Genomic DNA, 21,338 nt, shown 5'->3' with positions numbered 1-21,338 from the left:
TCCAGATTCGGATACTTCGTAATGAAAACTGGTAAAGAACTGAAACCCGGTACCGTCCTGCGGATCGACAACGACCCGTGGCTGGTTCAAAAAGCTGAGTTCACCAAGTCGGGCCGTAACAGCGCGATCATGAAGACCAAGCTGAAGAACCTGCTGACCGGCTACAAGACCGAAACCGTATACGGTGCGGACGACAAGCTGGACGACGTGATCCTGGATCGCAAAGAAGCGACCCTGTCGTTCATCAGCGGTGACTCGTACACCTTCATGGACACCACCGACTACACCATGTACGAACTGAACGCCGAAGACATCGACGCCGTTCTGCCGTACATCGAAGAAGGCATGGAAGACATCTGCGAAGCCGTGTTCTTCGAAGGCCGCCTGGTATCGGTTGAACTGCCGACCACCATCAGCCGTCAGGTTGTCTACACCGAGAACGCTGCTCGCGGCGACACCTCGGGCAAGGTCATGAAGCCTGCCAAACTGAAGAACGGTACCGAGATCCAGGTTGCCGACTTCATCCAGATCGACGAGTGGATCGACATCGACACTCGCGACAACAGCTTCAAAGGCCGCTCCAAGAAGTAATTCTTCTTGTGAAACGCAAAAACCCGGCCTTGGCCGGGTTTTTTTGTGCCTGTGATTTACACGGTCACGTGCAGGCGTACATCCACATTGCCGCGGGTAGCGTTGGAGTACGGGCACACCTTGTGCGCTTTTTCCACCAGCCCTTCGGCGTCGGCCTGGGCCAGGCCCGGCAGGTTGATGTGCAGGTCGATGTCCAGGCCGAAACCACCCGGGATCTGGCCGATACCCACCTTGGCGGTGATCGATGCATCGGCCGGCAGGGCTTTTTTCTCTTGCCCGGCTACAAATTTGAGGGCGCCAATGAAGCAGGCCGAGTAACCGGCGGCGAACATCTGCTCGGGGTTGGTGCCGTCACCGCCGGCGCCGCCCAGTTCCTTGGGGGTGCTCAGGCTGACGACCAGCTTACCGTCGCTGGACTTGGATTTGCCGTCGCGCCCACCGGTAGAGGTAGCTTCTGCGATGTACAGCGGAGTGACCTTTTGCATCTTGAGCCTCGCTAATGTGCTGTGCGCTCCCGTTTGCAGGAGGGCGCGGGTTGGTGTGGGATTTAAATTAGCGCGCAATTAGTTTGTGCGCAAGATAAATCGTCACCGCTCATCCGAACGGCCACTGCACAGCATAGCTTTCAGAGGTTTTTTTGCAGGTTCTCGCGCAGGTTCAGCAGGTCGGCCTGCAGTTGTTGCAGCTGCGCCAGGCTGTACCCACTGGCCTTGAGGATGCACTGAGGCACCTCTTTGGCCTGCTGTTGCAGGGCACGGCCCTTGTCGGTCAGTTGCACCATCACCACCCGTTCGTCCTCGCGGCTGCGGTTGCGTTGCAGAAGGCCTTCGCTTTCAAGGCGCTTGAGCAGCGGGGTCAGCGAGCCCGGGTCGGTGAGCAGGTGCTGGCTGATCTCGCCCACGGTCAGGCCGTCGCGCTCCCACAGCACGAGCATGGCCAGGTACTGTGGGTAGGTCAGGCCCAAGGCCTGCAGCAGCGGTTTGTAGACCTTGGTCATCAGCAACGAGGTTGAGTGCAGGGCAAAGCAGACCTGGTTGTCCAGCAGCAGCTCGTCACAGGAGGCTTGGGTGTCGGCGTTCATGCAGGTCCTTGAAGGCAATAATGGGGAATTCTGGCTCGCTGATCATTAGTGCGCGCATTACTCGCGCAGTTCACTGCGCAAGGCCAGGTCCCAGGGGGGAACCGGGCTGAAGCGGCTCTTGAGGAATTCGAGCAGCAAACGGCTGCGAGAGTTCGTTTTGTGTTCCAGGCGTAGCGCATAAATACCGCTGGTTTCGGCTTCGGGCAGGCCGCCATCGCAAAACAGCGGGACCAGTTCGCCGCGCAAAAGGTATTCGCTGATCAGCCAGGTGGGCAGGTGGGCAACACCCAGGCCGGCGAGGGCGCCGAACAGCAGGGTTTCTGCATTGTTGGCGGCCATGCGCATGCGCGCGGGGCGGTACAGGCGGGTTTGCCCGGCTACGTTGAAGCGCCAGGCGAACGGCGGTGCCAGGCCGTCCCAGTCCAGGCCGTCGTGCCCGGGCAGTTCGCTGGGGCAGGTAGGGATGCCTCGGCTGGCCAGATAAGCCGGGCTGGCGCAGGCGATGCGTACCATGTAGGCCAGCGGCGTAGCGACCAGGCGGGTGTCGGCCAGGGGACCGGCACGCAGTACCAGGTCGACCTCGCCCAGGTGGCTGCCATGCAGGTCAACGAAGCTGTCGATCAGGCGCAGTTGCACGTCCAGGCCAGGGTAGGCCACCAGGAAGTCGGCGATGGCCGGTGCAAGATGGCGGCGGCCGAACGCGGCGGGGGCGTCGATGCGGATCAGCCCTTCCGGTGCGTTGCTCAGCGATACCGCTTCGGCACGGGCCAGGCGCAGTTCCTCGATGATGCGCCTGGCCCGTTCGGCAAACGCATTGCCCGCAGGGGTGGCGCGCACGGCGTGGGTGCTGCGGGTGAACAGACGGCTGCCCACGGCGGTTTCCAGGTTGTCGATGCGTCGGGCCACCGCAGACGGGGTCAGCGGATGGCGGCGGGCAGCGGCTGAAAAACTGCCGGTCTCCAGCACATCGAGGAACAGGCTCAGCTGGTCGGTGAGGGCATCGGGGCTCATGGTTGCCTTGCTTTTGCGAAATGCGCACAGCCATTGTGCGCTGCTGTGCGTTTCCCCGCCAGCCCGCAATCGTTAGCATGCTCGCAATATCTGTACAGGCGGACGAGGCCCTGATGATCGAGTGGTTGTTGTATATCGTGCTGGGCGCTGCCCTGGGCACCATGGGGGGCCTGTTCGGCATTGGCGGCGGGCTGATCGCCATTCCGGCGCTGGGCGTGCTGTTCGGCCTGGACCAGCAACTGGCGCAGGGTACGGCGCTGGTGATGGTGGTGCCGAACGTGCTGCTGGCGCTGTGGCGGTATCACCAGCGCAACCGCATCGAGCTGCGCCATGCCGTGCCGCTGTCGGCGTGCAGCTTCCTGTTTGCCTGGCTGGGGTCGATCTGGGCAGTGGGGCTGGATGCGCATTCCATGCGCCTGGGTTTTGTCGGCTTTCTGGTAGCGCTGGCGGTGTGGAACGTGGCACGGATGTTCATGAAAGTGTCGCCGCCGAGTGCCGAACTGCGCTATGCCTGGCCGTGGCTGGGCGTGCTGGGCAGCTTTGCCGGCACCATGGGCGGGTTGTTCGGTGTCGGCGGGGCGGTGGTGGCGACGCCGATCCTGACCAGTGTGTTTGGCACCACCCAGGTGGTGGCTCAGGGGTTGTCGCTGGCGCTGGCGGCGCCGAGCACCTTGGTCACGCTGGTGACCTATGGCGTGCACCATAGTGTTGATTGGGGCGTGGGGATTCCACTGGCGGTGGGCGGTTTGCTCAGTATCAGCTGGGGGGTGAAGTTGGCCCATGCGCTGCCCGAGAAGGTATTGCGGGCGATGTTCTGTGTGTTTTTGGTGGTGTGTGCGGTGATGCTCGGGTTTGAACTTTGAGATTGTGGGGCCGCAAAACGGCCCCCAATTACTTGAACCCTTCGACGATGTAATCGGCCATGCAGTCGGTGATGGGGGACTGGGTCTGGGTGTTGCGCAACAGCATCACATTGGCCATGGGCAGCTGCGGCAACCCGTCCTGTTCGCCCAGGATGCGGATGTTCCCGCCAATCAGGCTCTGCAATTGCGCCGTTACCGCCAAGCCCGCCGTGACAATGGCAAAGATCGCCGCCAGGCTGGGGCTGGTATAGGCGATGCGGTAGTCGATGCCCTGCGCTTCCAGTGCATTGCACGTCCAGGCTCGGCAGAAGCAGTCGGTATTGAACAGCGCCACAGGCATCGGCCGCTGCTCTTGCGGGCAAAAGCCTTCGGCGGCGGCCCACACCAGGCGTTCCTGGCGCAACAACTGGCCAACCTCGTTGCCCGGCTCGCGCGTGACGATGGTCAGGTCCAGGTCCTGGCGCAGCATCAGCTGTTTGGACGAGTCGCAATGCACTTCCACCTGCACCAGCGGGTAGGCCTGGGCAAAGCTCGACAGAATGTTTGGCAGAAAGCGCATGGCGTAGTCGTCTGGCGTGCCGATGCGCACCATCCCGACCATGTGCGGCATGCGCAAGGTATTGAACACCTCGCCATGCAGCTTGAGGATGCGCCGGGCATAGCCCAACAACACCTGGCCTTCGGCGGTGAGCCTGACCTGGCGGCCGTCACGCTCGAACAGCTGACGCTGCAGAATGTCTTCTTCCAGGCGTTTCATTTGCATGCTCACCGCCGACTGGGTGCGGTTGACCACCTCACCGGCGCGGGTGAAACCGCCTTGCTCGGCGATGGCGACGAAGGTGCGCAGCACGTCTGCATCGAGGCTCTGGTACTGGGACATTGCATCAATCTCCGAGATGCATAGCATCAGAAACATTCGTTGGATTGATCTTAAGCCCGGCGCGAGACTGAGGCCATCCAACACGGAGGGCTTCACGATGAAAGGTCATGTCAGCAGCATCCAGCAACCTGCCTTCTCCCTGAACCACCTGTGGCATGTGGCCCTGCAGCGGCCGGTGCGCTGGCTGGAGTTGTACCGCCAGCGGCGAGAACTGGCCGCCCTCAGCGATGCTACCTTGCATGATTTGGGGCTGAGCCGGGCGGATATCCAGCAAGAGGCCGAGCGGCCTTTCTGGGATGACCCGCTGCGAAAATAGGCTACGTTTGTCGGTGGGTTTACTGGCCCTTTCGCGGGCTTGTCCGCGAAAGGGCCGGAACAGCAACAACAAGGAGTTCAAGCTTGCCCCTCCAGCTGTCCATCAACCAGGCCCGTCGTCTGGCACTTTCTGCCCAAGGTTTCGGCAAGCCGCCGGAAGCCGCCCCAAGCCTGGCGGCCCTCAAGCGCATGTTGCATCGCCTGGGTGTGTTGCAGATCGATTCGGTCAACGCCCTGGTCCGCTCGCACTACCTGCCTCTGTTCTCGCGCCTGGGCGACTACTCGCCAGCGACCCTCGATCAACTCGCCTGGGGCCAAGGCCGTCAGCGGCAGTTGTTCGAGTACTGGGGACACGAAGCGTCATTGCTGCCGATGAGCCTGTACCCGCTGCTGCGCTGGCGCATGGCGCATGCCGCCGATGGCCGAGGCATCTACCGCCAGCTGGCGCAGTTTGGCCGTGAACGCCAGGACGTGATCGCCCGTGTGCTGGCCGCCGTCCGTGAGCAAGGCGCCCTTGGCGCAGGCAGCTTGTCTACCCGTGAGGAACGGGCCGGGCCATGGTGGGACTGGAGCGAGGAAAAGCACGCGCTGGAGTGGCTGTTCGCTGCCGGCGAAGTGACCGTGGCGGGCCGGCGTGGTTTCGAGCGGCTCTACGATGTACCGGACAAGGTTCTGCCCCGGGCGGTTCTTGACCAACCATTGCCCCGGGAGGCCGAGGCGCATCAGGGTTTGATGCTGCACGCAGCTGCTGCCCTGGGTGTGGCCACCGAACGCGACCTGCGTGACTACTTCCGCCTGGAACCCGGGCAAGGCAAGGCGGCGCTGGCCGAACTGGTGGCCGACGGCCGTTTGCAAACGGTTGAGGTGCAGGGGTGGAAGCAACCTGCTTACTGCGCCGGCACGCCGCGCATCCCCCGGTGCATCGAAGCCAGCGCGCTGCTGTCGCCGTTCGACTCACTGGTCTGGGAGCGTAACCGCACCGAACGCCTGTTCGACTTCCGCTACCGCCTTGAAATCTACACCCCGGTACATAAGCGGGTGTACGGCTACTACGTGCTGCCGTTTCTGTACCGCGAACGCATCGCCGCGCGGGTGGACCTGCGCGCCGAGCGTGCCCAGGGCCGGCTGGCGGTGCATGCCGTGCATGTCGAGCCGCCGGGGCTGGACGAGCAGGGTTACCAGGCCCTGGCCGGCAACCTGCTGCGCCTTGCCAACTGGCTCGGGTTGGCGAGCGTGCAACTGAACTGCCCGCGCACGGAGGGCAGCCAGTTGCGCCTGGCGTTACTCAGCGCCGCACCTGTTTGAGCGTTTCGGCAATCAGGAATGCCAGCTCCAGCGACTGATCGGCATTCATCCGTGGGTCACAATGGGTGTGATACCGGTCAGACAACGCATCTTCAGTGATCGGCCGGGCGCCGCCGATGCATTCGGTGACGTTCTGCCCGGTCATCTCGATATGAATGCCGCCGGCATGGCTGCCCTCGGCCTGGTGTACCTGGAAGAACTGCTTCACTTCATCCAGGATCTGCGCAAAGTCGCGGGTCTTGTAGCCGGTGCTGGCCTTGATGGTATTGCCGTGCATCGGGTCCGAGCTCCACAGCACCTTTCGCCCCTCGCGTTCGACGGTGCGGATCAGCCCCGGCAGGTGGTCGCCAACCTTGCTCGCGCCCATACGCACGATCAGGTTCAGGCGCCCGGGGTCGTTGGCCGGGTTGAGCGTGTCGATCAGGCGGATCAGCTCTTCAGGGTTCATGCTGGGGCCGACCTTGACCCCGATCGGGTTGTGCACCCCACGCAGGAACTCCACATGGGCACCGTCCAGTTGACGGGTGCGGTCGCCGATCCACAGCATGTGCGCCGAGCAGTCGTAGTAGTCGCCGGTCAGGCTGTCCTGGCGCACGAAGGCTTCTTCGTAGTTCAGCAGCAGTGCTTCGTGGGCCGTGAAGAAGCTGGTTTCACGCAGTTGTGGCGCGCTGTCCAGGCCACAGGCGCGCATGAACGCCAGGGTTTCGTCGATGCGGTTGGCCAGCTGGTGGTACTTGTCTGCCAGCGCCGAGTTGGCAATGAAGTCCAGGTTCCACTTGTGCACCTGGTGCAGGTCGGCAAAGCCGCCCTGGGCAAAGGCGCGCAGCAGGTTGAGGCTGGCGGTGGCCTGGTGGTAGGCCTGCAGCAGGCGATCCGGGTCGGGGATGCGGCTTTTGGCATCGAAACCGATGCCGTTGACGATGTCGCCACGGTAGGCGGGCAGGGTGATATCGCCGATGGTTTCATCGCCCGAGGAGCGCGGCTTGGCAAACTGGCCGGCCATGCGGCCTACCTTGACCACCGGGCAGCCGGCGGCAAAGGTCATCACGATTGCCATTTGCAGCAGCACCTTGAAGGTGTCGCGGATTTTCGCCGCCGAGAACTCGGCGAAGCTCTCTGCGCAGTCGCCTCCCTGCAGCAGGAAGGCGCGCCCTTCGGTCACCTCGGCAAACTGGCGGCGCAGCTCGCGTGCCTCGCCCGCGAACACCAGCGGCGGATAGCTGGCCAGGGTTTGTTCAACCTTCAGCAAGTGCGCGGCGTCGGGGTAGGTCGGTTGCTGCTGGATCGGCAGGGCGCGCCAGCTGTCAGGGCTCCACGGTTGGTTCATCTCGGGCTCGGTCTTGTCGGTTGTAGGCTATGGGCCATGGTAACAGTTGGCGCTGCGCTTGTTGCATCGAGGGTGTTGACGGACAATGCGCGTTTTTGCGCGGGCGGGTGGTAAGCATGACGGCGGAACGGGAAGAGCGGCTACTGGCACGGGTAGAGGACGCGTTTGGCGTCATCAGCGTGTACGAAGTAGACGACTACCGCTTTCTGGAATTCGGTGATGCCATCGAGCAAAGCTGTGTGTTCACGGCCGACCCGAGTTGGCTGGAGTACGACTACACCCGCGCCATGCTGGTGGGGGCGCTGTGCCACGAACAGCCCGAGAGCGCGCTGTTTCTTGGCCTGGGTGCCGGCACGCTGACCCAGGCCTGCATGAAGTTCCTGCCGCTGGAAGACATCGAAGCCATCGAACTGCGCCCGGACGTGCCGCGCCTGGCCATGGAGTACCTGGGGCTGGATGACGACCCTCGGCTGTATGTGCGCATCGGCGATGCCCTGGAGTTGCTGCCCACGGCGGAGAAGGCTGACCTGCTGTTCGTCGACCTGTACACCGACCACGGGCCGGGCGTGGGGCACCTGGCGTGGAACTTCCTGGAGAACTGCCAGCAGCAGCTGAACCCGGGCGGTTGGCTGGTGATCAACCAGTGGGCCACCGATGATGGCAAGCCGCTGGGTGCGGCGTTGCTGCGTGGGTTGTACCACCGGCATTACTGGGAGCTGCCGGTGAAGGAGGGCAATGTGATCTTGCTGGTGCCGGCTGATCTGGAACAATCGCTGGACCTGGAAGGGTTGCGGGCGCGTGCCGAGGCGCTGGCACCGCGGTTGGGGTATAGCCTTGAGGGGCTGATCCGCGAGATTCGGCCGGCTACCTGACCGCGTCAGTCTTCAGGGAAATAACGATTCAGCTCCCGCTAACTGATGGCCCGACAATGGCCTTTCACTGCGAAAATATTCCTCACGTCCCCGCACGATTTCGGGTATAGTACGCGCCGGTCTTTTAGCGGACCTCAAAATCAGGTGGTGCAAATCCTCCGAGTCCAGCTTCGGCTGCACGTCCGCTAGGCGGACCTTCCCACGTTTTCTTTTTCAATCGTTTTCGCAAATCCCCGCCGCCAAAGCTGCCTGGGTGACCTGACGGTCTTTCAAGGCATGTGCAGCTTTGGAGCATGGGTCTTTGCGGATGCACCTAGAGGCAGACCCATGACCCAGGAAACCGGCGGCTTCGCCGCTCTCGATCTTAATCCGAATATTGTTGCTGCCGTTCTGGCGACCGGCTACGAAGAGCCGTCCGCCATTCAGCAACAATCGATCCCGATCATCCTCGCCGGTCACGACATGATCGGCCAGGCGCAGACGGGCACCGGCAAGACCGCTGCCTTCGCCCTGCCGATCCTCAACAAGATCGATGTGAGCAAGCGCGAACCGCAAGCCCTGATCCTGGCGCCAACCCGTGAGTTGGCGCTGCAAGTTGCTACCGCTTTCGAAACCTACGCCAAGCAGATGCCAGGCGTGAACGTGGTTGCCGTGTACGGTGGTGCCCCGATGGGCCCACAGCTGCGTGCAATCCGCAACGGCGCGCAAATCGTGGTGGCCACCCCGGGCCGCCTGTGTGACCACCTGCGTCGTGACGAAAAAGTCCTGTCGACCGTGCAGTACCTGGTACTGGACGAAGCCGACGAGATGCTGAAGCTGGGCTTCATGGACGACCTCGAAGTGATCTTCGACGCAATCCCGGCTACCCGTCAGACCGTACTGTTCTCCGCAACCCTGCCTTCGTCGATCCGTTCGATCGCCGAGCGCCACCTGCGTGAGCCCAAGCACGTCAAGATCCAGAGCAAGACCCAGACCGTTACCGCGATCGAGCAGGCCCACCTGATGGTCCACGCCGACCAGAAGATCCCGGCTGTGCTGCGTCTGCTGGAAGTGGAAGAGTTCGACGCGCTGATCGCCTTCGTGCGCACCAAGCAAGCCACCCTGGACCTGGCCGCCGCGCTGGAAGCCAAGGGCTACAAGGCTGCCGCGCTGAACGGCGACATCGCCCAGAACCAGCGTGAGCGCGTGATCGACTCGCTCAAGGATGGCCGCCTGGACATCGTCGTCGCCACCGACGTCGCTGCACGTGGTCTGGACGTACCGCGCATCACTCACGTGTTCAACGTTGACATGCCGTACGACCCGGAGTCCTACGTACACCGTATCGGTCGTACCGGCCGTGCCGGTCGCGATGGCCGTGCGCTGCTGCTGGTCACTCCGCGTGAGCGCCGCATGCTGCAGGTGATCGAGCGTGTGACCGGTCAGAAGGTAGCGGAAGCCCGCCTGCCGAATGCCCAGGCCGTGCTGGATGCCCGCATCAAGAAGCTGACTTCGAGCCTGGCGCCGCTGGTAGCCGAAGCCGAAGCCACCCACGGCGACCTGTTCGACCGCCTGACCACCGACCTGGGTTGCAGTGCCCGTGCCCTGGCTTCGGCCCTGCTGCGCAAGGCCACCAATGGCCAGGCGCTGGACCTGGCAGCGGTAGAGCGTGAGCAGCCGCTGGTGCCTAGCTTTGCCCCGCGTGGCGAGCGTACCGAGCGCGGTGAGCGTGGCGAGCGCCCAGACCGTGGCGACCGTGAGCGCCGTGCGCCGATGCCGCTGGCCGAAGGCCGTGTGCGTTGCCGTACTGCCCTGGGTGCCCGTGACGGCATCGCTGCCAAGAACCTGCTGGGTGCGATCCTCAACGAAGGTGGCCTGGCCCGTGACGCCATCGGTCGTATTCAGGTGCGCGACAGCTTCAGCCTGGTCGAGCTGCCGGAAGATGGCCTGGAGAAGCTGCTGTCCAAGCTCAAGGACACCCGCGTGGCTGGCAAGCAGCTGAAGCTGCGTCGCTATCGCGAGGATTGATCCTGGCGCAATGAAAAAATCCCCGGCCTTGGCTGGGGATTTTTTTTGCCTGTGGGATTTTGGGGCTGCTTTGCAGCCCATCGCGACACAAGGCCGCTCCTACAGGGGTACGCGATCCATTGTAGGAGCGGCCTCGTGTCGCGAAAGGGGCGCAAAGCGCCCCCGGCTATCGTCAGTCGAACCGATAAATGTCCATCCCTAGCGCCCCTAAGGTGAACCCTTGGTACACCACCCCAAACTTGCCCTCAGCCCCCAAGGCAAAGAACAACGGCAGCAAATGCTCATCACTGGGATGGTTGCGCACCGCATACGGCGCCTGCTGCCGGTAATCCAGCAGCGCTGCCTGGTCATCTGCCTGCAACCGCTCCACCACCCAATCCCTGAACGCCAGCGCCCAGGGCTCGATCACATCCGGCCCGGCGTGCCAGTCCAGCTCGCCCAGGTTATGGGTGATGCTGCCCGACCCGATCAGCAGCACACCTTCGCCACGCAGCCCCGCCAGCGCCTGGCCTACCTTCACCTGCAGCGCCGGCCCCATGCGGCTGGGCAGCGATACCTGCACCACCGGAATGCTCGCATCCGGGTACATCAGCGACAGCGGCACCCAGGCGCCGTGGTCGAACGGCCGTTGCGCATCCAGCCGGGCCGGCAGGCCGGCGTTCGTGAGCCGTTCGCTTACCTTGGCAGCCAGCGCAGGCTCGCCCGGCGCCGGGTACTGCACGGCGTACAACGCCGGCGGGAAGCCGTAGAAGTCATGCCAGGTTTCGGGTTGCGCGCTGCTGGTCACCAGCAGTTCACGGCTTTCCCAGTGCGCCGACACCACCACGATGGCCTTCGGCCTTGGCAGGCTGTTGGCCAGCCCGACCAGGGCCGGCCCGCTGGCACCGGGGTGCAGGGCGAGCATAGGGGAACCATGGGAGATGAACAGGCTGGGCAGCATGGCGAGGTCCTGAAGGTTAAGATGCACTCATCTTCGATCAGAAACTGATCGATATCCATCGCAAGTTTTACGCGTTTTCTATCGGTTTACTCGATAAACAAGGAGCAACCATGGAGCCAGCGTTCTGGCACAAACGATGGGCCGACAACCAGATCGGTTTTCACCAGGGGCAGGTCAATCCTTATCTGCAAGCGCATTGGCCAGCACTGGGCCTGGCGCCAGGCAGCCGCGTGCTGGTGCCGCTGTGCGGCAAAAGCCTGGACCTGGCCTGGCTGGCGGGGCAGGGGTATCGCGTGTTGGGCGTGGAGCTGTCGCGGCGGGCGGTGGAGGATTTTTTCCGTGAGCATGGGCTTGAACCCGAGGTGCGTCAGCAAGGCGCATTCGAGGTATGGCGCCAGGGTGACGTCGAGCTGTGGTGTGGCGATTTCTTCGCATTGCGCGCGCAGGACATTAGCGATTGCGTGGGGCTTTATGATCGGGCTGCGCTGATTGCGCTGCCGCCGCAGATGCGTGCGAAGTACATGGAGGCTTTGTCTGCATCGTTGCCGATGAGCTGTCGGGGGCTGCTGGTGACGCTGGATTATGACCAGGCGCTGCTGGACGGGCCGCCGTTTTCGGTGGGGGATGAAGAGGTGCGGCAGGGGTTTGCCAGGTGGCAGGTGGACGAGCTGGGGGCTGTGGAGCTTATACAGGAAAGCCCGAAATTTTCGCAGGCCGGGGTTTCGAGTTTGTTGGAGCGGGTGTACCGCATTATCCGCTGACAGATGCGTAGCCTTCGCCGGCCCTTTCGCGGGCAAGCCCGCTCCCACAGGTACTGCATAGCCTTTGAAAGCTGTGGAGTACCTGTGGGAGCGGGCTTGCCCGCGAAGAGGCCGGTACAGGCAAACGCAAAAAAGGGCGACCGAAGTCGCCCTTTTTTGCATTGCCAGGTGGATCAACCGCGGCGGCGCAGGGCTTCGATACGGTCTTCCAGTGGCGGGTGGCTCATCAGCAGCCCGGCCAGGCCGTGCTTCAGGCCGCCGTTGATGCCGAAGGCCTTCATGGTGTCAGGCATGTGCACCGGCAGGCCTTGCTCCACGCGCAGGCGCTGCAGGGCGCCGATCATGGCGGAAGTACCGGCCAGTTGTGCACCGGCTTCGTCGGCGCGGTATTCGCGGCGGCGCGAGAACCACATCACGATCATGCTGGCCAGGATACCCAGGATCAGCTCGGCAACGATGGTCGCCACGTAGTAGGCAATGCCCTGGCCTTCTTCGTTCTTGAAGATGACCTTGTCGACGAAGTTGCCGATGATGCGGGCGAAGAACATCACGAAGGTGTTCACCACGCCCTGCACCAGCGCCAGGGTGACCATGTCGCCGTTGGCCACGTGGCCGATTTCGTGGGCCAGCACCGCACGCACTTCATCGGGCGAGAAGCGCTCCAGCAGGCCCTGGGACACGGCCACCAGCGCGTCGTTGCGGTTCCAGCCGGTGGCGAAGGCGTTGGCCTCGTACGCCGGGAAGATACCCACCTCGGGCATTTTGATGCCGGCTTCACGGGACAGCTCTTCGACCGTTTGCAGCAGCCACTGCTCGTGGCGGGTGCGCGGCTGGCTGATGATCTGGGTGCCGGTGGTCATCTTCGCCATCCACTTGGAGATGAACAGCGAGACCAGGGAGCCGGCAAAGCCGAACACGGCGCAGAACACCAGCAGGCTGCTGAGGTTCAGGTCGACCCCGTTGGCCGCCATGAACCCGTTGAAACCGAACAGGCTCAGGGTAATGCTTGCAACCAGCACCACCGCGAGGTTGGTGGCCACAAACAACAGAATGCGCATCATGGTTGTTACGTTCTCCTGACGGATGAATTGTCGCTTACTGCGGGGTATATAAGGGGCCAGCCGCGCCGATTCAATCGGGCGACTATTTCAAACTGTGTACGGCGGAGTATGGCAGAGGATGGCGCGGGGGCTGTGGGATAGAGCGTTGCAGGATGTAAGAAATGGTGTTCGCCTATAGAATTGCGGCGTCTGTGAGACCGAGCGCCGCAGGTGTTCGCCGAAACATTTGCAGCGCCTATGAGATCGAGCGCCGCCCGCGCGGCGCATCGCGGATAAATCCGCTCCTACATTTGTTGCAACGTGCCGAACCTGTTGCGCCATGGTCGCCTGCCTTGGTGCATGTCTTGAGTCTTGCAAACCGCTGACAACCATGGCCACACAGGCATGGCCACGTTGCAACAAATGTAGGAGCGGATTTATCCGCGATGCGCCGCGCGGGCGGCGCTCGATATCCGCGCCACCACCAACCCCCCGTCGAACCCTCTCGCTCCCCCCCCCGAACCCTACTGCGAATAGCCCTTCAGGAAATTGCCGATCCGGCCAATCGCCGCTTCCAGGTCATCCACCCGCGGCAAGGTCACCACGCGGAAGTGGTCCGGCCACGGCCAGTTGAACGCTGTACCCTGCACGATCAGCAGCTTTTCCGACAGCAGCAGGTCAAGCGCGAACTTCTCGTCGTTGAGAATCGGGCACACTTTCGGGTCGATACGCGGGAACGCATACAGCGCCCCCATCGGCTTCACGCAGCTCACGCCCGGGATGTCGTTGAGCAGCTCGTAGGTGCGGTTGCGCTGCTCCAGCAAACGGCCTGGCGGCAGCACCAGGTCGTTGATGCTCTGGTAACCGCCCAGCGCGGTCTGGATGGCATGCTGCGCCGGCACGTTGGCGCACAGGCGCATGTTGGCCAGCATGTCGATGCCTTCGATGTAGCTTTGCGCGTGGTGCTTGGGCCCGGAGATGATCAGCCAGCCGGAACGGAAGCCCGCCACCCGGTACGACTTGGACAGGCCGTTGAAGGTCAGGCACAGCAGGTCGGGGGCCAGCGAGGCGGTGCTGATGTGCACGGCTTCGTCGTACAGGATCTTGTCGTAGATCTCGTCGGAGAACACCACCAGGTTGTGCTGGCGGGCCAGCTCCAGCATGCCCTGCAGCAGCGCTTTGGAGTACACCGCGCCGGTCGGGTTGTTCGGGTTGATGATCACCAGGGCCTTGGTGTTCGGGGTGATCTTGGCCTTGATGTCTTCAAGGTCGGGGAACCAGTCGGCCTGCTCGTCGCACAGGTAGTGCACCGGCTTGCCGCCGGCCAGGCTCACGGCGGCGGTCCACAGCGGGTAGTCGGGCGCCGGGATCAGCACTTCGTCGCCGTTGTTCAGCAGCGCCTGCATCGACATGACGATCAGCTCGGACACGCCGTTACCGAGGTAGATGTCCTCGATGGTGACGCCTTCGATTTCCTTTTGCTGGCAGTACTGCATCACCGCCTTGCGTGCGCTGAACAGGCCCTTGGAGTCGCTGTAGCCTTGCGCGGTGGGCAGGTTGCGGATGACATCCTGGAGGATTTCATCCGGCGCCTCGAAGCCAAACGGCGCCGGGTTGCCGATGTTCAGCTTGAGGATGCGGTGGCCTTCCTCTTCCAGGCGTTTGGCGTGCTTGAGCACTGGGCCGCGAATGTCGTAGCAGACATTGGCGAGCTTGTTCGATTTGCTGAACTGCATGATGGGATCCCGATATGAGAAAACACGCCACCCACGCCGAAAGGTTTGAAACGGCAGGAAGCGGGTGCCAGACTGAACGCCTGGCACACGAAGCCAACTAATATACGTGCCACCCGCGCCCCGGAAAAGACGGTGCGGGGTGAAATTAAGCCTGCCGAGGTTCCTGCATGAAAAAGATCGAAAAAACCCTGGATGAATGGCGGTCGATGCTCGACCCCGAGCAGTACCAGGTATGCCGCCTCAAGGGCACCGAGCGGCCGTTCAGCGGCAAGTACAACAGCGAGCGCCGCGATGGCATCTACCATTGCATCTGCTGCGGCCTGGCGTTGTTCGATGCGCAGACCAAGTTCGATTCCGGCTGCGGCTGGCCAAGCTTTTACGCACCGATCGAGGACAGCGCGATGATCGAGATCCGTGACACCTCCCACGGCATGATCCGCACCGAAGTTACCTGCGCCCGCTGCGACGCGCACCTGGGGCATGTGTTCCCCGACGGCCCGCCACCGACCGGCCTGCGCTACTGCATCAACTCGGTGTGCATCGACTTGCGCCCACGCGACTGACCGGAGCCCGACCATGGCTGGATCGATGCTGGACATCCCCTGCGTAACCCTGGGCGGCGAGCACAAGAAGCTTGGCGACTTCCCGGGCAAGGCGCTGCTGGTGGTCAATACCGCCAGCCAGTGCGGCTTTACCCCGCAGTACAAGGGCCTTGAGCAACTGTGGCAGGCCTACCGCGCGCGCGGCCTGGTGGTGCTGGGCTTTCCGTGCAATCAGTTCGGCAAGCAGGAGCCGGGCGATGCACGGGACATTGCGCAGTTCTGCGAGCGCAACTTCGGCGTAAGCTTTCCGCTGTTTCGCAAGATCGAGGTCAACGGCCCGGGCGCCCACCCGCTGTTCGTCGAGCTCAAACAACGCGCTCCGGGCATTCTGGGTAGCCAGAAGATCAAGTGGAATTTCACCAAGTTTCTGGTCGACCCCGCCAGCGGCCAGGTCACGCGTTACGCGCCCACCACCAAGCCGCAGGCCCTGGAAGCGGACATCGAGCGTTTGCTCAGCCGTTGAAGGGCACCCAGTGGTCGACCAGGGCCAGTAGCTCTTCGCGGCGGAACGGCTTGGCCAGGTAGTCGCTCATGCCTGCCGCCCGGCAGCGTTCGCGCTCTTCGGGCATGGCGTTGGCGGTGAGCGCAACGATAGGCAGGTGTGGCCAGCGGCCGCTCTGGCGGATGCGCCGGCTGGCTTCATAGCCGTCCATGACCGGCATGTTGCAGTCCATCAGTACCAGGTCGAATTCATCTTGCTCCAGCATTTCCAGGGCCTCGGCGCCCTGGGTGGCCAGCTGCACCTGGCAGCCGAGCTTGGCCAGCATGCCTTTGGCCACGAGCTGATTCACCGGGTTGTCTTCTACCAGCAAAATCCGCGCTCGCCCTTGCTCCAGGCTAATGGCCGGGGTGGCCAGTGGGTGTTCGGGCTCATGGCCTTGCAAGGTGCGGCGCAGCGTCTGGTACAGGGCGTTACGTGCCAAAGGCCGGGCCAGTTGATGCAGGGGTGCCAAGGCCAGCGACTGCTCGTTGGGCAGGAAGTTGCCGTAGGCGGTTACCAGCAGAATCGGCGTTTTCAGTGCCGGGCGCAGTTCGAACAGGTGGTCCACGTCGTCGGTGATCAGCAGGTCGATCGCTGTGGTGTCCAGCGTGGCGCTGCTGTCATGGCGCTGGTAGGTCAGGCCCCAGGCGGGCAGCAGGTTCTGCAACAGCTCATTAAGCCCGCTACCGGCTGCACTTAGCGCGGCCACCCGGCCATGCAGCGGTGTCGGCGGGATGGCTTCGGTGTGCACCGGCAGTGGCAGCTCGGCCGTGAAGCAGCTGCCGAAGCCCGGCTCGGAGCGAATGTGCAGGTGACCTTGCATGGCCTTGCACAGGTTGCGTGTCAGCGCCAGGCCCAGGCCGGTGCCACCGTACTGGCGGGTGATGCCGGCACCGGCCTGGGTGAATGGCTGGAAGATCCGCGCCTGGGCTTCTTCGGGGATGCCAATGCCGGTATCACGTACCTCCAGGCGCACGCCGCCGACGATCGTCACCAGGCGTATGTCGACACGGCCGAAGCGGGTGAACTTGAGCGCGTTGGACAGCAGGTTGCTGACGATCTGCCGTACCCGCGTGGGGTCGCCGAGCACGCTGCTGGGGAAGTCGCGGGCGATCAGGCAGGTCAGCTCTACGCTTTGCGCGGTGTTCTGCGACAGCAGGTTGGCGGTGTCTTCCACCATCGAGCCCATGTCGAACGCAATGCGTTCCAGCTCCAGCTGGCCGGCATCGAACTTGGACAGGTCGAGGATATCGTTCAGCAGTTCCACCAGCACCTTGCCCGAGTCGTGGGCAATCGCCAGTTGCTGGCGTTGCTCGCTGGGCAACGGGTTGTCCAGCGCCAGGGCGATCATGCCGAGCATGCCGTTGAGCGGGGTGCGGATTTCGTGGCTCATGTTGGCCAGGAAGGCGGCGCGTGCCTGGGCCATGTCCAGCGCGCGGCTGCGGGCCTGTTCCAGCTCCTGGTTGGACAGGCTCAGGCTGCTGTTGCTGGCTTTCAGCTCGTTGGTGCGTGCCGAGACGATGTCTTCCAGCTCGTTCAGGTACTGGGTCAGGCGGTTTTCCGCGGTGCGCCGTTGCTCGATCTCGGTGGCCATGCTGACGAACTGCTGGTTGGCGACCTTCACCAGCACGCCGATTTCGTCGTGTTCGTGCCCATGTGGGCATTCAAGGCGGGTTTGCCGGGGTTTGCGCGGGTCGCTGCCGCTGAGTGCGCCGATCACCGTCACCAGTGGCTTGGTCAGCATCATGTAGAACAACGCCAGCAGGATGCCGGTCAGCACCAGGCTGCGGGCAAAGCCGTTGAGGAGGGTGATTCCGGCGCGGTCGAGGAAGCGGCTGCCGAAGGCGTAGGTGTCGACGTCCAGGTACAGGGTGCCGAGGTATTCCTCGGGCATGTGGGTGAGGTACAGGCGTTCCTTGAACTGGCGCTGTTCGCCGAACAGAAAGTCGCTCAGTGGCCGGTAGCGGTCCTCCAGCCTGGGCCGCTCGACGTCGGCCAGCACCGTTTCGTTGTTGTCGATCAGCCGCGCGCGGATGATGGCCGGCGACTGCAGCAGGCCACGGGTCAGCTCCAGCGCCAGTTCCGCGTCGATGTTGTAGGCGATGCGCGAGGCCGGGTTGTGGCTGATTTGCAGCAACGCGCGCACTTCGCGGTTGATGGACGCGTCTTCGCTGGCATAATCGATGCCGATCTGGATGAGACTGAGCAATGTTCCCAGGATGAAGCCGACCAGGACTGTCAACCGGGCTTGCTTGTATGACAGGCGATTGGTGAACTTGATATCCATGAGTCCCGAGCCGGTTTCACGTCCCTTGCGCTGCGCAAGCATAGCCGAATAGCCCCGGCAGCTGGCGGGCCTGTCACACATTCAGCTGGAAATCTCACCTGTCTTGTTAGGAGTCGTCATGGACGCTCGCTTGATTGCTTTCCTGGACCGCGCCGAATCGGTACTGGCGCGCCTCGAACCCCTGTTGCCGGCACAGCGCCCGAATATCGACTGGGGCGTCACCCTGGCCGCCCGCTGGCAGCGCGATGGCCGCAGTGGTTACCTGCTGCCGCTGGACGTCAGCCTGGATATCCGCCTGACCGACCTGATCGGTGTCGACAAACAGCGCGACCAGCTAGGCCGCAACACCCACCAGTTCATCAACGGCCTGCCGGCCAACCACGCATTGCTGTGGGGCTCGCGCGGTACTGGCAAGTCGTCGCTGGTACGTGCCTTGCTGGCCGAACATGCCGGCGCCGGCCTGCGCCTGATCGAAATCGAACGCGACCACCTGGCCGACCTGCCACGGGTGGTCGAGCAGCTGCAGAAGCTGCCGCAACGTTTCATCCTGTTCTGCGACGACCTGTCGTTCGAAGCGGGGGAGGGCGACTACCGGGTGCTTAAAAGCGTGCTTGACGGCTCGCTGGAACAGGCCCCGGACAACGTGCTGCTGTACGCCACCTCCAACCGCCGCCACCTGGTGCCGGAGAAAGAGAGCGACAACGAGAACTGGAAGCGCGTGGACGGCGAGCTGCACCCCAGCGAAGCCGTGGAAGACAAAATCGCCTTGTCTGACCGCTTTGGCCTGTGGCTGTCGTTCTACCCGTTTACCCAAGACCACTTCCTGAATGTGGTCGAACACTGGATCGGCCAGCTGGCGCGCCCTGCGGGCCTTGCCTGGCAGCGTACAGAAGAACTCGACATCCTCGCCGTGCGCTGGGCCACCGGCCGCGGTAACCGTAATGGCCGTTGTGCCTATCAGTTCGCCCGCTACTGGGTCGGGCTGCAATTGCTGGAGCAAAAGTAAATGATCGACCTCAATGCCAGTGGCGCCGGCCTCGACGGCTACAACCTGCTGGCGGCGCAAGTGCAGGCGCTGTTTGCCGACGAGCGTGACTTCATCGCCAATGCCGCGCAGTTTTCGGCGTTTCTGTACAACCAGGTGGACGACCTGAACTGGGCGGGGTTCTACCTCAACCGCAACGAAGAGCTGGTGTTGGGGCCGTTCCAGGGCCAGGTGGCGTGCGTGCGCATTCCGTTCAGCAAGGGTGTGTGCGGGGCAGCGGCGGCCACCCGGCAGACCCAGCGGGTGGAGGATGTGCATGCGTTCCCCGGGCACATTGCCTGTGACAGCGCGTCCAACAGCGAGCTGGTGATCCCGTTGGTGAAGGAAGGCAGGTTGATCGGGGTGCTGGACCTGGACAGTCCGAAGGTTGGGCGGTTCAGTGAGGCGGATCAGGCGGGGCTGGAGCGGTTGGCGGCGATCTTCCTTGAGCTGACTGACTGCTGATTGTTGTGGCCTGTACCGGCCCTATCGCCGGCAAGCCAGCTCCCACAGGTTTGTCTCAGGTCTGGAGGCTTGTGCAGTACCTGTGGGAGCTGGCTTGCCGGCGATAGGGCCATCAAACCCGACGCATGATTCAGGCTTAGTCGTACATCACCTTCTTCTTCCAGGTCTCTTCCTCATCGGTCTTGAGCCCGTCTGTCAGTGCGTTGTGCTCATCCTCCGCCGGTGCCATGCGGTCCAGCACCTGGGCGTTGGCCCGGGCCAGCAGTTTCTCCAGGTACGTCAGCTGCTCTTCATACACCTTCGGCTCCGGCTGCTTGCGCAGGTATTGCACGCCACGCTCGAACGCCAGGCGCGCCTGGCCCGGCTGGTTCTTTTGCAGGGCCTGCTGGCCAAGGTTGTTGAAGAACTCGATATGCAACAGCACCAGGATATGGCGGATTTCCTTGACCCAGTGCTTGGCCTCGGGTGCTGGCAAGAAGCCTTCCTGGGCGGCGCGGGTTACCTGGTTGTGCATCGCCTCCAGCAAGAAGCGCACGTCCTTGGCCTTGACCTCGGTGTGGATCGGGTTGGGCGGGTTGTTCACCGGTATCTTGTCGCCCTGGGCAATCAACCCCTCCAGCTCGGCGATGCGCGCCTTCAGCTCGGGGTTGTGCTTGTCCACCGCCAGCTGGCGCTGGTTGAGGTTCAGCTCCAGGCGGGTCAGCAGCAATTTGAGGGCCGGGGTCATGAACTGCCCGGGGAAGGTCTCGGTGATTTCGCCACAGCGGCGCAGGCGGTCGGCCAGCTCGATCCTTGTCCGGACGCGTTCGATCTTGCCGTTCTCGACCACATTGTTGAGGTAGCCGATCACGATCAGCAACGCGATGCCCGCCACGATGAGCAGGGTGATCAGAAGTGGTGTCACCGTTAATGCCTCATTGAAGAAGAATTACAGCTTTGAGTGTAGTGAGTTCGCCGGAGGACGAACAGCGGCTATATGCCGGCACTGGCTTCTCTCTATATCGACAAGCCGCCCCGCATCTGCACCTCCACCCACCCGGAAGTCATTGATTTAAATAAATTTCTACAAAGGGGTTGACGCATCTCTGAACCATCCCTAGAATGCGCGCCACTTGCAGCGTAAAGCACACAGCGAAACGCGGCAGGGAGTGAAAGCAGGCAGCGATGCCAGCAGCGTGTCCCCTTCGTCTAGTGGCCTAGGACACCGCCCTTTCACGGCGGTAACAGGGGTTCGAGTCCCCTAGGGGACGCCAAATTGCGGGAATAGCTCAGTTGGTAGAGCACGACCTTGCCAAGGTCGGGGTCGCGAGTTCGAGTCTCGTTTCCCGCTCCAGTTTCTCCGGCAACGCTTAACGGCGGGGCAGGAAAAGAAAATCCAGGGTGAATCGTGAGGTTCAAGTCTGGTGCACTGAAAAGTGTTGTGTGTCCCCTTCGTCTAGTGGCCTAGGACACCGCCCTTTCACGGCGGTAACAGGGGTTCGAGTCCCCTAGGGGACGCCATTTGCGGGAATAGCTCAGTTGGTAGAGCACGACCTTGCCAAGGTCGGGGTCGCGAGTTCGAGTCTCGTTTCCCGCTCCAGTTTAAATACTGTGGCGTCTATGCGGTGCAGTGGTGGTGAAGGTCTTCATGGCGCTTCACGCCGAAAGCGGTAAAAGTTTCAAAATGCGGGAATAGCTCAGTTGGTAGAGCACGACCTTGCCAAGGTCGGGGTCGCGAGTTCGAGTCTCGTTTCCCGCTCCAAACATAGAA

20 protein-coding genes, 5 tRNA genes and 1 pseudogene are annotated in these 21,338 nt (G+C 62.9%); 16 read left to right on the top strand and 10 right to left on the bottom strand.

Features of this window, described 5'->3' with window-relative positions:
* Positions 1 to 21 precede the first annotated feature (21 nt).
* Positions 22 to 591, top strand: coding sequence for an elongation factor P (gene efp, locus A0O30_RS01945; RefSeq protein WP_012271109.1), 570 nt, complete (start codon positions 22 to 24; stop codon positions 589 to 591).
* Between the two features lie 56 nt (positions 592 to 647).
* On the opposite strand, the gene A0O30_RS01940 is transcribed toward efp, so the two are convergent.
* The 3 genes from A0O30_RS01940 to A0O30_RS01930 all read right to left on the bottom strand — a co-directional run bounded on the left by A0O30_RS01940 (position 648) and on the right by A0O30_RS01930 (position 2,683).
* Positions 648 to 1,076: an organic hydroperoxide resistance protein gene (locus A0O30_RS01940; protein ID WP_012271110.1), complete on the bottom strand. Its 429-nt coding sequence runs from the start codon at positions 1,074 to 1,076 to the stop codon at positions 648 to 650.
* A 140-nt stretch (positions 1,077 to 1,216) separates the two neighbouring features.
* Complete coding sequence (locus A0O30_RS01935; RefSeq protein ID WP_016715092.1) at positions 1,217 to 1,672, bottom strand: MarR family winged helix-turn-helix transcriptional regulator; 456 nt, start codon at positions 1,670 to 1,672, stop codon at positions 1,217 to 1,219.
* Between the two features lie 57 nt (positions 1,673 to 1,729).
* Positions 1,730 to 2,683, bottom strand: a complete 954-nt coding sequence (locus A0O30_RS01930) for a LysR family transcriptional regulator (RefSeq protein ID WP_105945392.1) — start codon at positions 2,681 to 2,683, stop codon at positions 1,730 to 1,732.
* A 113-nt stretch (positions 2,684 to 2,796) separates the two neighbouring features.
* On the opposite strand from A0O30_RS01930, the gene A0O30_RS01925 reads away from it, so the two are divergent.
* Positions 2,797 to 3,546 (top strand): sulfite exporter TauE/SafE family protein, encoded by a 750-nt coding sequence (locus A0O30_RS01925; RefSeq protein ID WP_041166652.1) that lies wholly within the window; start codon positions 2,797 to 2,799, stop codon positions 3,544 to 3,546.
* A gap of 28 nt (positions 3,547 to 3,574) precedes the next feature.
* Here the strand turns inward: A0O30_RS01925 and A0O30_RS01920 are convergent, their stop codons facing one another.
* Complete coding sequence (locus A0O30_RS01920; RefSeq protein WP_105945405.1) at positions 3,575 to 4,426, bottom strand: LysR substrate-binding domain-containing protein; 852 nt, start codon at positions 4,424 to 4,426, stop codon at positions 3,575 to 3,577.
* A gap of 97 nt (positions 4,427 to 4,523) precedes the next feature.
* Between A0O30_RS01920 and A0O30_RS01915 the strand changes: the two genes are divergently transcribed.
* Together A0O30_RS01915 and A0O30_RS01910 are read left to right on the top strand one after the other, a co-directional pair.
* Positions 4,524 to 4,742 carry a DUF1127 domain-containing protein gene (locus A0O30_RS01915; RefSeq protein ID WP_105945391.1) on the top strand — a complete coding sequence of 73 codons (219 nt, stop codon included), beginning with the start codon at positions 4,524 to 4,526 and terminating at the stop codon, positions 4,740 to 4,742.
* 83 nt (positions 4,743 to 4,825) lie between these two features.
* A complete protein-coding gene (locus A0O30_RS01910) occupies positions 4,826 to 6,046 on the top strand; it encodes a winged helix-turn-helix domain-containing protein (RefSeq protein WP_105945390.1) in 1,221 nt (406 codons plus the stop codon).
* Here the strand turns inward: A0O30_RS01910 and A0O30_RS01905 are convergent.
* The gene (locus A0O30_RS01905) at positions 6,027 to 7,373 is read right to left on the bottom strand and encodes a class II 3-deoxy-7-phosphoheptulonate synthase (RefSeq protein ID WP_016715096.1); all 1,347 of its coding nucleotides are present in this window, start codon (positions 7,371 to 7,373) and stop codon (positions 6,027 to 6,029) included. The genes A0O30_RS01910 and A0O30_RS01905 overlap by 20 nt on opposite strands.
* A 116-nt stretch (positions 7,374 to 7,489) precedes the next feature.
* Between A0O30_RS01905 and A0O30_RS01900 the strand changes: the two genes are divergently transcribed.
* Together A0O30_RS01900 and A0O30_RS01895 are read left to right on the top strand one after the other, a co-directional pair.
* On the top strand, positions 7,490 to 8,245 hold the full coding sequence (locus A0O30_RS01900; protein WP_016715097.1) for a spermidine synthase: 756 nt from the start codon (positions 7,490 to 7,492) through the stop codon (positions 8,243 to 8,245).
* Between the two features lie 293 nt (positions 8,246 to 8,538).
* A pseudogene (locus A0O30_RS01895) lies at positions 8,539 to 10,252 on the top strand (DEAD/DEAH box helicase).
* 172 nt (positions 10,253 to 10,424) lie between these two features.
* On the opposite strand, the gene A0O30_RS01890 reads toward A0O30_RS01895, so the two are convergent.
* The gene (locus A0O30_RS01890) at positions 10,425 to 11,192 is read right to left on the bottom strand and encodes a class III extradiol ring-cleavage dioxygenase (protein ID WP_105945389.1); all 768 of its coding nucleotides are present in this window, start codon (positions 11,190 to 11,192) and stop codon (positions 10,425 to 10,427) included.
* A gap of 110 nt (positions 11,193 to 11,302) precedes the next feature.
* Between A0O30_RS01890 and A0O30_RS01885 the strand changes: the two genes are divergently transcribed.
* Complete coding sequence (locus tag A0O30_RS01885) at positions 11,303 to 11,953, top strand: thiopurine S-methyltransferase (protein WP_105945388.1); 651 nt, start codon at positions 11,303 to 11,305, stop codon at positions 11,951 to 11,953.
* Positions 11,954 to 12,126: 173 nt separating this feature from the next.
* Here A0O30_RS01885 and htpX read toward each other — a convergent pair whose 3' ends face one another.
* Together htpX and A0O30_RS01870 are read right to left on the bottom strand one after the other, a co-directional pair.
* A complete protein-coding gene (gene htpX, locus A0O30_RS01875) occupies positions 12,127 to 13,014 on the bottom strand; it encodes a protease HtpX (protein ID WP_016500929.1) in 888 nt (295 codons plus the stop codon).
* 503 nt (positions 13,015 to 13,517) lie between these two features.
* Positions 13,518 to 14,729 carry a pyridoxal phosphate-dependent aminotransferase gene (locus tag A0O30_RS01870; protein WP_016715102.1) on the bottom strand — a complete coding sequence of 404 codons (1,212 nt, stop codon included), beginning with the start codon at positions 14,727 to 14,729 and terminating at the stop codon, positions 13,518 to 13,520.
* Positions 14,730 to 14,896: 167 nt separating this feature from the next.
* On the opposite strand from A0O30_RS01870, the gene msrB reads away from it, so the two are divergent.
* Entirely contained in the window at positions 14,897 to 15,292 is a 396-nt protein-coding gene (gene msrB, locus A0O30_RS01865) for a peptide-methionine (R)-S-oxide reductase MsrB (RefSeq protein WP_016715103.1), read from the top strand.
* A gap of 13 nt (positions 15,293 to 15,305) precedes the next feature.
* Positions 15,306 to 15,794, top strand: coding sequence for a glutathione peroxidase (locus tag A0O30_RS01860; RefSeq protein ID WP_060498722.1), 489 nt, complete (start codon positions 15,306 to 15,308; stop codon positions 15,792 to 15,794).
* On the opposite strand, the gene A0O30_RS01855 is transcribed toward A0O30_RS01860, so the two are convergent.
* Positions 15,784 to 18,141, bottom strand: a complete 2,358-nt coding sequence (locus tag A0O30_RS01855) for a response regulator (RefSeq protein ID WP_105945387.1) — start codon at positions 18,139 to 18,141, stop codon at positions 15,784 to 15,786. The two genes, A0O30_RS01860 and A0O30_RS01855, sit on opposite strands and share 11 nt — an antisense overlap.
* 76 nt (positions 18,142 to 18,217) lie before the next feature.
* Between A0O30_RS01855 and A0O30_RS01850 the strand changes: the two genes are divergently transcribed.
* Positions 18,218 to 19,105 (top strand): ATP-binding protein, encoded by an 888-nt coding sequence (locus A0O30_RS01850; RefSeq protein WP_019099437.1) that lies wholly within the window; start codon positions 18,218 to 18,220, stop codon positions 19,103 to 19,105.
* On the top strand, positions 19,106 to 19,588 hold the full coding sequence (locus tag A0O30_RS01845; RefSeq protein ID WP_060498725.1) for a GAF domain-containing protein: 483 nt from the start codon (positions 19,106 to 19,108) through the stop codon (positions 19,586 to 19,588). It abuts the gene before it with no gap.
* Positions 19,589 to 19,724: 136 nt separating this feature from the next.
* On the opposite strand, the gene A0O30_RS01835 is transcribed toward A0O30_RS01845, so the two are convergent.
* Positions 19,725 to 20,492, bottom strand: coding sequence for a hypothetical protein (locus A0O30_RS01835; protein ID WP_019099435.1), 768 nt, complete (start codon positions 20,490 to 20,492; stop codon positions 19,725 to 19,727).
* A 273-nt stretch (positions 20,493 to 20,765) separates the two neighbouring features.
* Between A0O30_RS01835 and A0O30_RS01830 the strand changes: the two genes are divergently transcribed.
* The 5 genes from A0O30_RS01830 to A0O30_RS01810 all read left to right on the top strand — a co-directional run bounded on the left by A0O30_RS01830 (position 20,766) and on the right by A0O30_RS01810 (position 21,329).
* Positions 20,766 to 20,841: transfer RNA gene (locus A0O30_RS01830), tRNA-Glu, on the top strand.
* Positions 20,842 to 20,845: 4 nt separating this feature from the next.
* Positions 20,846 to 20,921 (top strand) — tRNA-Gly (locus A0O30_RS01825).
* A 91-nt stretch (positions 20,922 to 21,012) separates the two neighbouring features.
* Positions 21,013 to 21,088, top strand: a tRNA-Glu gene (locus A0O30_RS01820).
* 3 nt (positions 21,089 to 21,091) lie between these two features.
* Positions 21,092 to 21,167 (top strand) — tRNA-Gly (locus tag A0O30_RS01815).
* A gap of 86 nt (positions 21,168 to 21,253) precedes the next feature.
* A tRNA-Gly gene (locus A0O30_RS01810) sits at positions 21,254 to 21,329 on the top strand.
* Positions 21,330 to 21,338 lie beyond the last annotated feature (9 nt).

Origin of the sequence: Pseudomonas sp. LLC-1 (assembly GCF_002992185.1) — a bacterium.
GTDB classification, from domain to species: Bacteria; Pseudomonadota; Gammaproteobacteria; order Pseudomonadales; family Pseudomonadaceae; genus Aquipseudomonas; species Aquipseudomonas monteilii.
Note: the sequence above shows the minus strand (reverse complement) of the source record. Positions and strands in the feature narration are given on the sequence as shown.

Excerpts from the sequence above, each read along its gene's own strand:
- efp (WP_012271109.1), top strand. The coding sequence starts at position 22 with ATGAAAACTGGTAAAGAACTGAAACCCGGTACCGTCCTGCGGATCGAC.
- A0O30_RS01940 (WP_012271110.1), bottom strand. The coding sequence starts at position 1,076 with ATGCAAAAGGTCACTCCGCTGTACATCGCAGAAGCTACCTCTACCGGT.
- A0O30_RS01935 (WP_016715092.1), bottom strand. The coding sequence starts at position 1,672 with ATGAACGCCGACACCCAAGCCTCCTGTGACGAGCTGCTGCTGGACAAC.
- A0O30_RS01930 (WP_105945392.1), bottom strand. The coding sequence starts at position 2,683 with ATGAGCCCCGATGCCCTCACCGACCAGCTGAGCCTGTTCCTCGATGTG.
- A0O30_RS01925 (WP_041166652.1), top strand. The coding sequence starts at position 2,797 with ATGATCGAGTGGTTGTTGTATATCGTGCTGGGCGCTGCCCTGGGCACC.
- A0O30_RS01920 (WP_105945405.1), bottom strand. The coding sequence starts at position 4,426 with ATGTCCCAGTACCAGAGCCTCGATGCAGACGTGCTGCGCACCTTCGTC.
- A0O30_RS01915 (WP_105945391.1), top strand. The coding sequence starts at position 4,524 with ATGAAAGGTCATGTCAGCAGCATCCAGCAACCTGCCTTCTCCCTGAAC.
- A0O30_RS01905 (WP_016715096.1), bottom strand. The coding sequence starts at position 7,373 with ATGAACCAACCGTGGAGCCCTGACAGCTGGCGCGCCCTGCCGATCCAG.
- A0O30_RS01900 (WP_016715097.1), top strand. The coding sequence starts at position 7,490 with ATGACGGCGGAACGGGAAGAGCGGCTACTGGCACGGGTAGAGGACGCG.
- A0O30_RS01890 (WP_105945389.1), bottom strand. The coding sequence starts at position 11,192 with ATGCTGCCCAGCCTGTTCATCTCCCATGGTTCCCCTATGCTCGCCCTG.
- A0O30_RS01885 (WP_105945388.1), top strand. The coding sequence starts at position 11,303 with ATGGAGCCAGCGTTCTGGCACAAACGATGGGCCGACAACCAGATCGGT.
- htpX (WP_016500929.1), bottom strand. The coding sequence starts at position 13,014 with ATGATGCGCATTCTGTTGTTTGTGGCCACCAACCTCGCGGTGGTGCTG.
- A0O30_RS01870 (WP_016715102.1), bottom strand. The coding sequence starts at position 14,729 with ATGCAGTTCAGCAAATCGAACAAGCTCGCCAATGTCTGCTACGACATT.
- msrB (WP_016715103.1), top strand. The coding sequence starts at position 14,897 with ATGAAAAAGATCGAAAAAACCCTGGATGAATGGCGGTCGATGCTCGAC.
- A0O30_RS01860 (WP_060498722.1), top strand. The coding sequence starts at position 15,306 with ATGGCTGGATCGATGCTGGACATCCCCTGCGTAACCCTGGGCGGCGAG.
- A0O30_RS01855 (WP_105945387.1), bottom strand. The coding sequence starts at position 18,141 with ATGCTTGCGCAGCGCAAGGGACGTGAAACCGGCTCGGGACTCATGGAT.
- A0O30_RS01850 (WP_019099437.1), top strand. The coding sequence starts at position 18,218 with ATGGACGCTCGCTTGATTGCTTTCCTGGACCGCGCCGAATCGGTACTG.
- A0O30_RS01845 (WP_060498725.1), top strand. The coding sequence starts at position 19,106 with ATGATCGACCTCAATGCCAGTGGCGCCGGCCTCGACGGCTACAACCTG.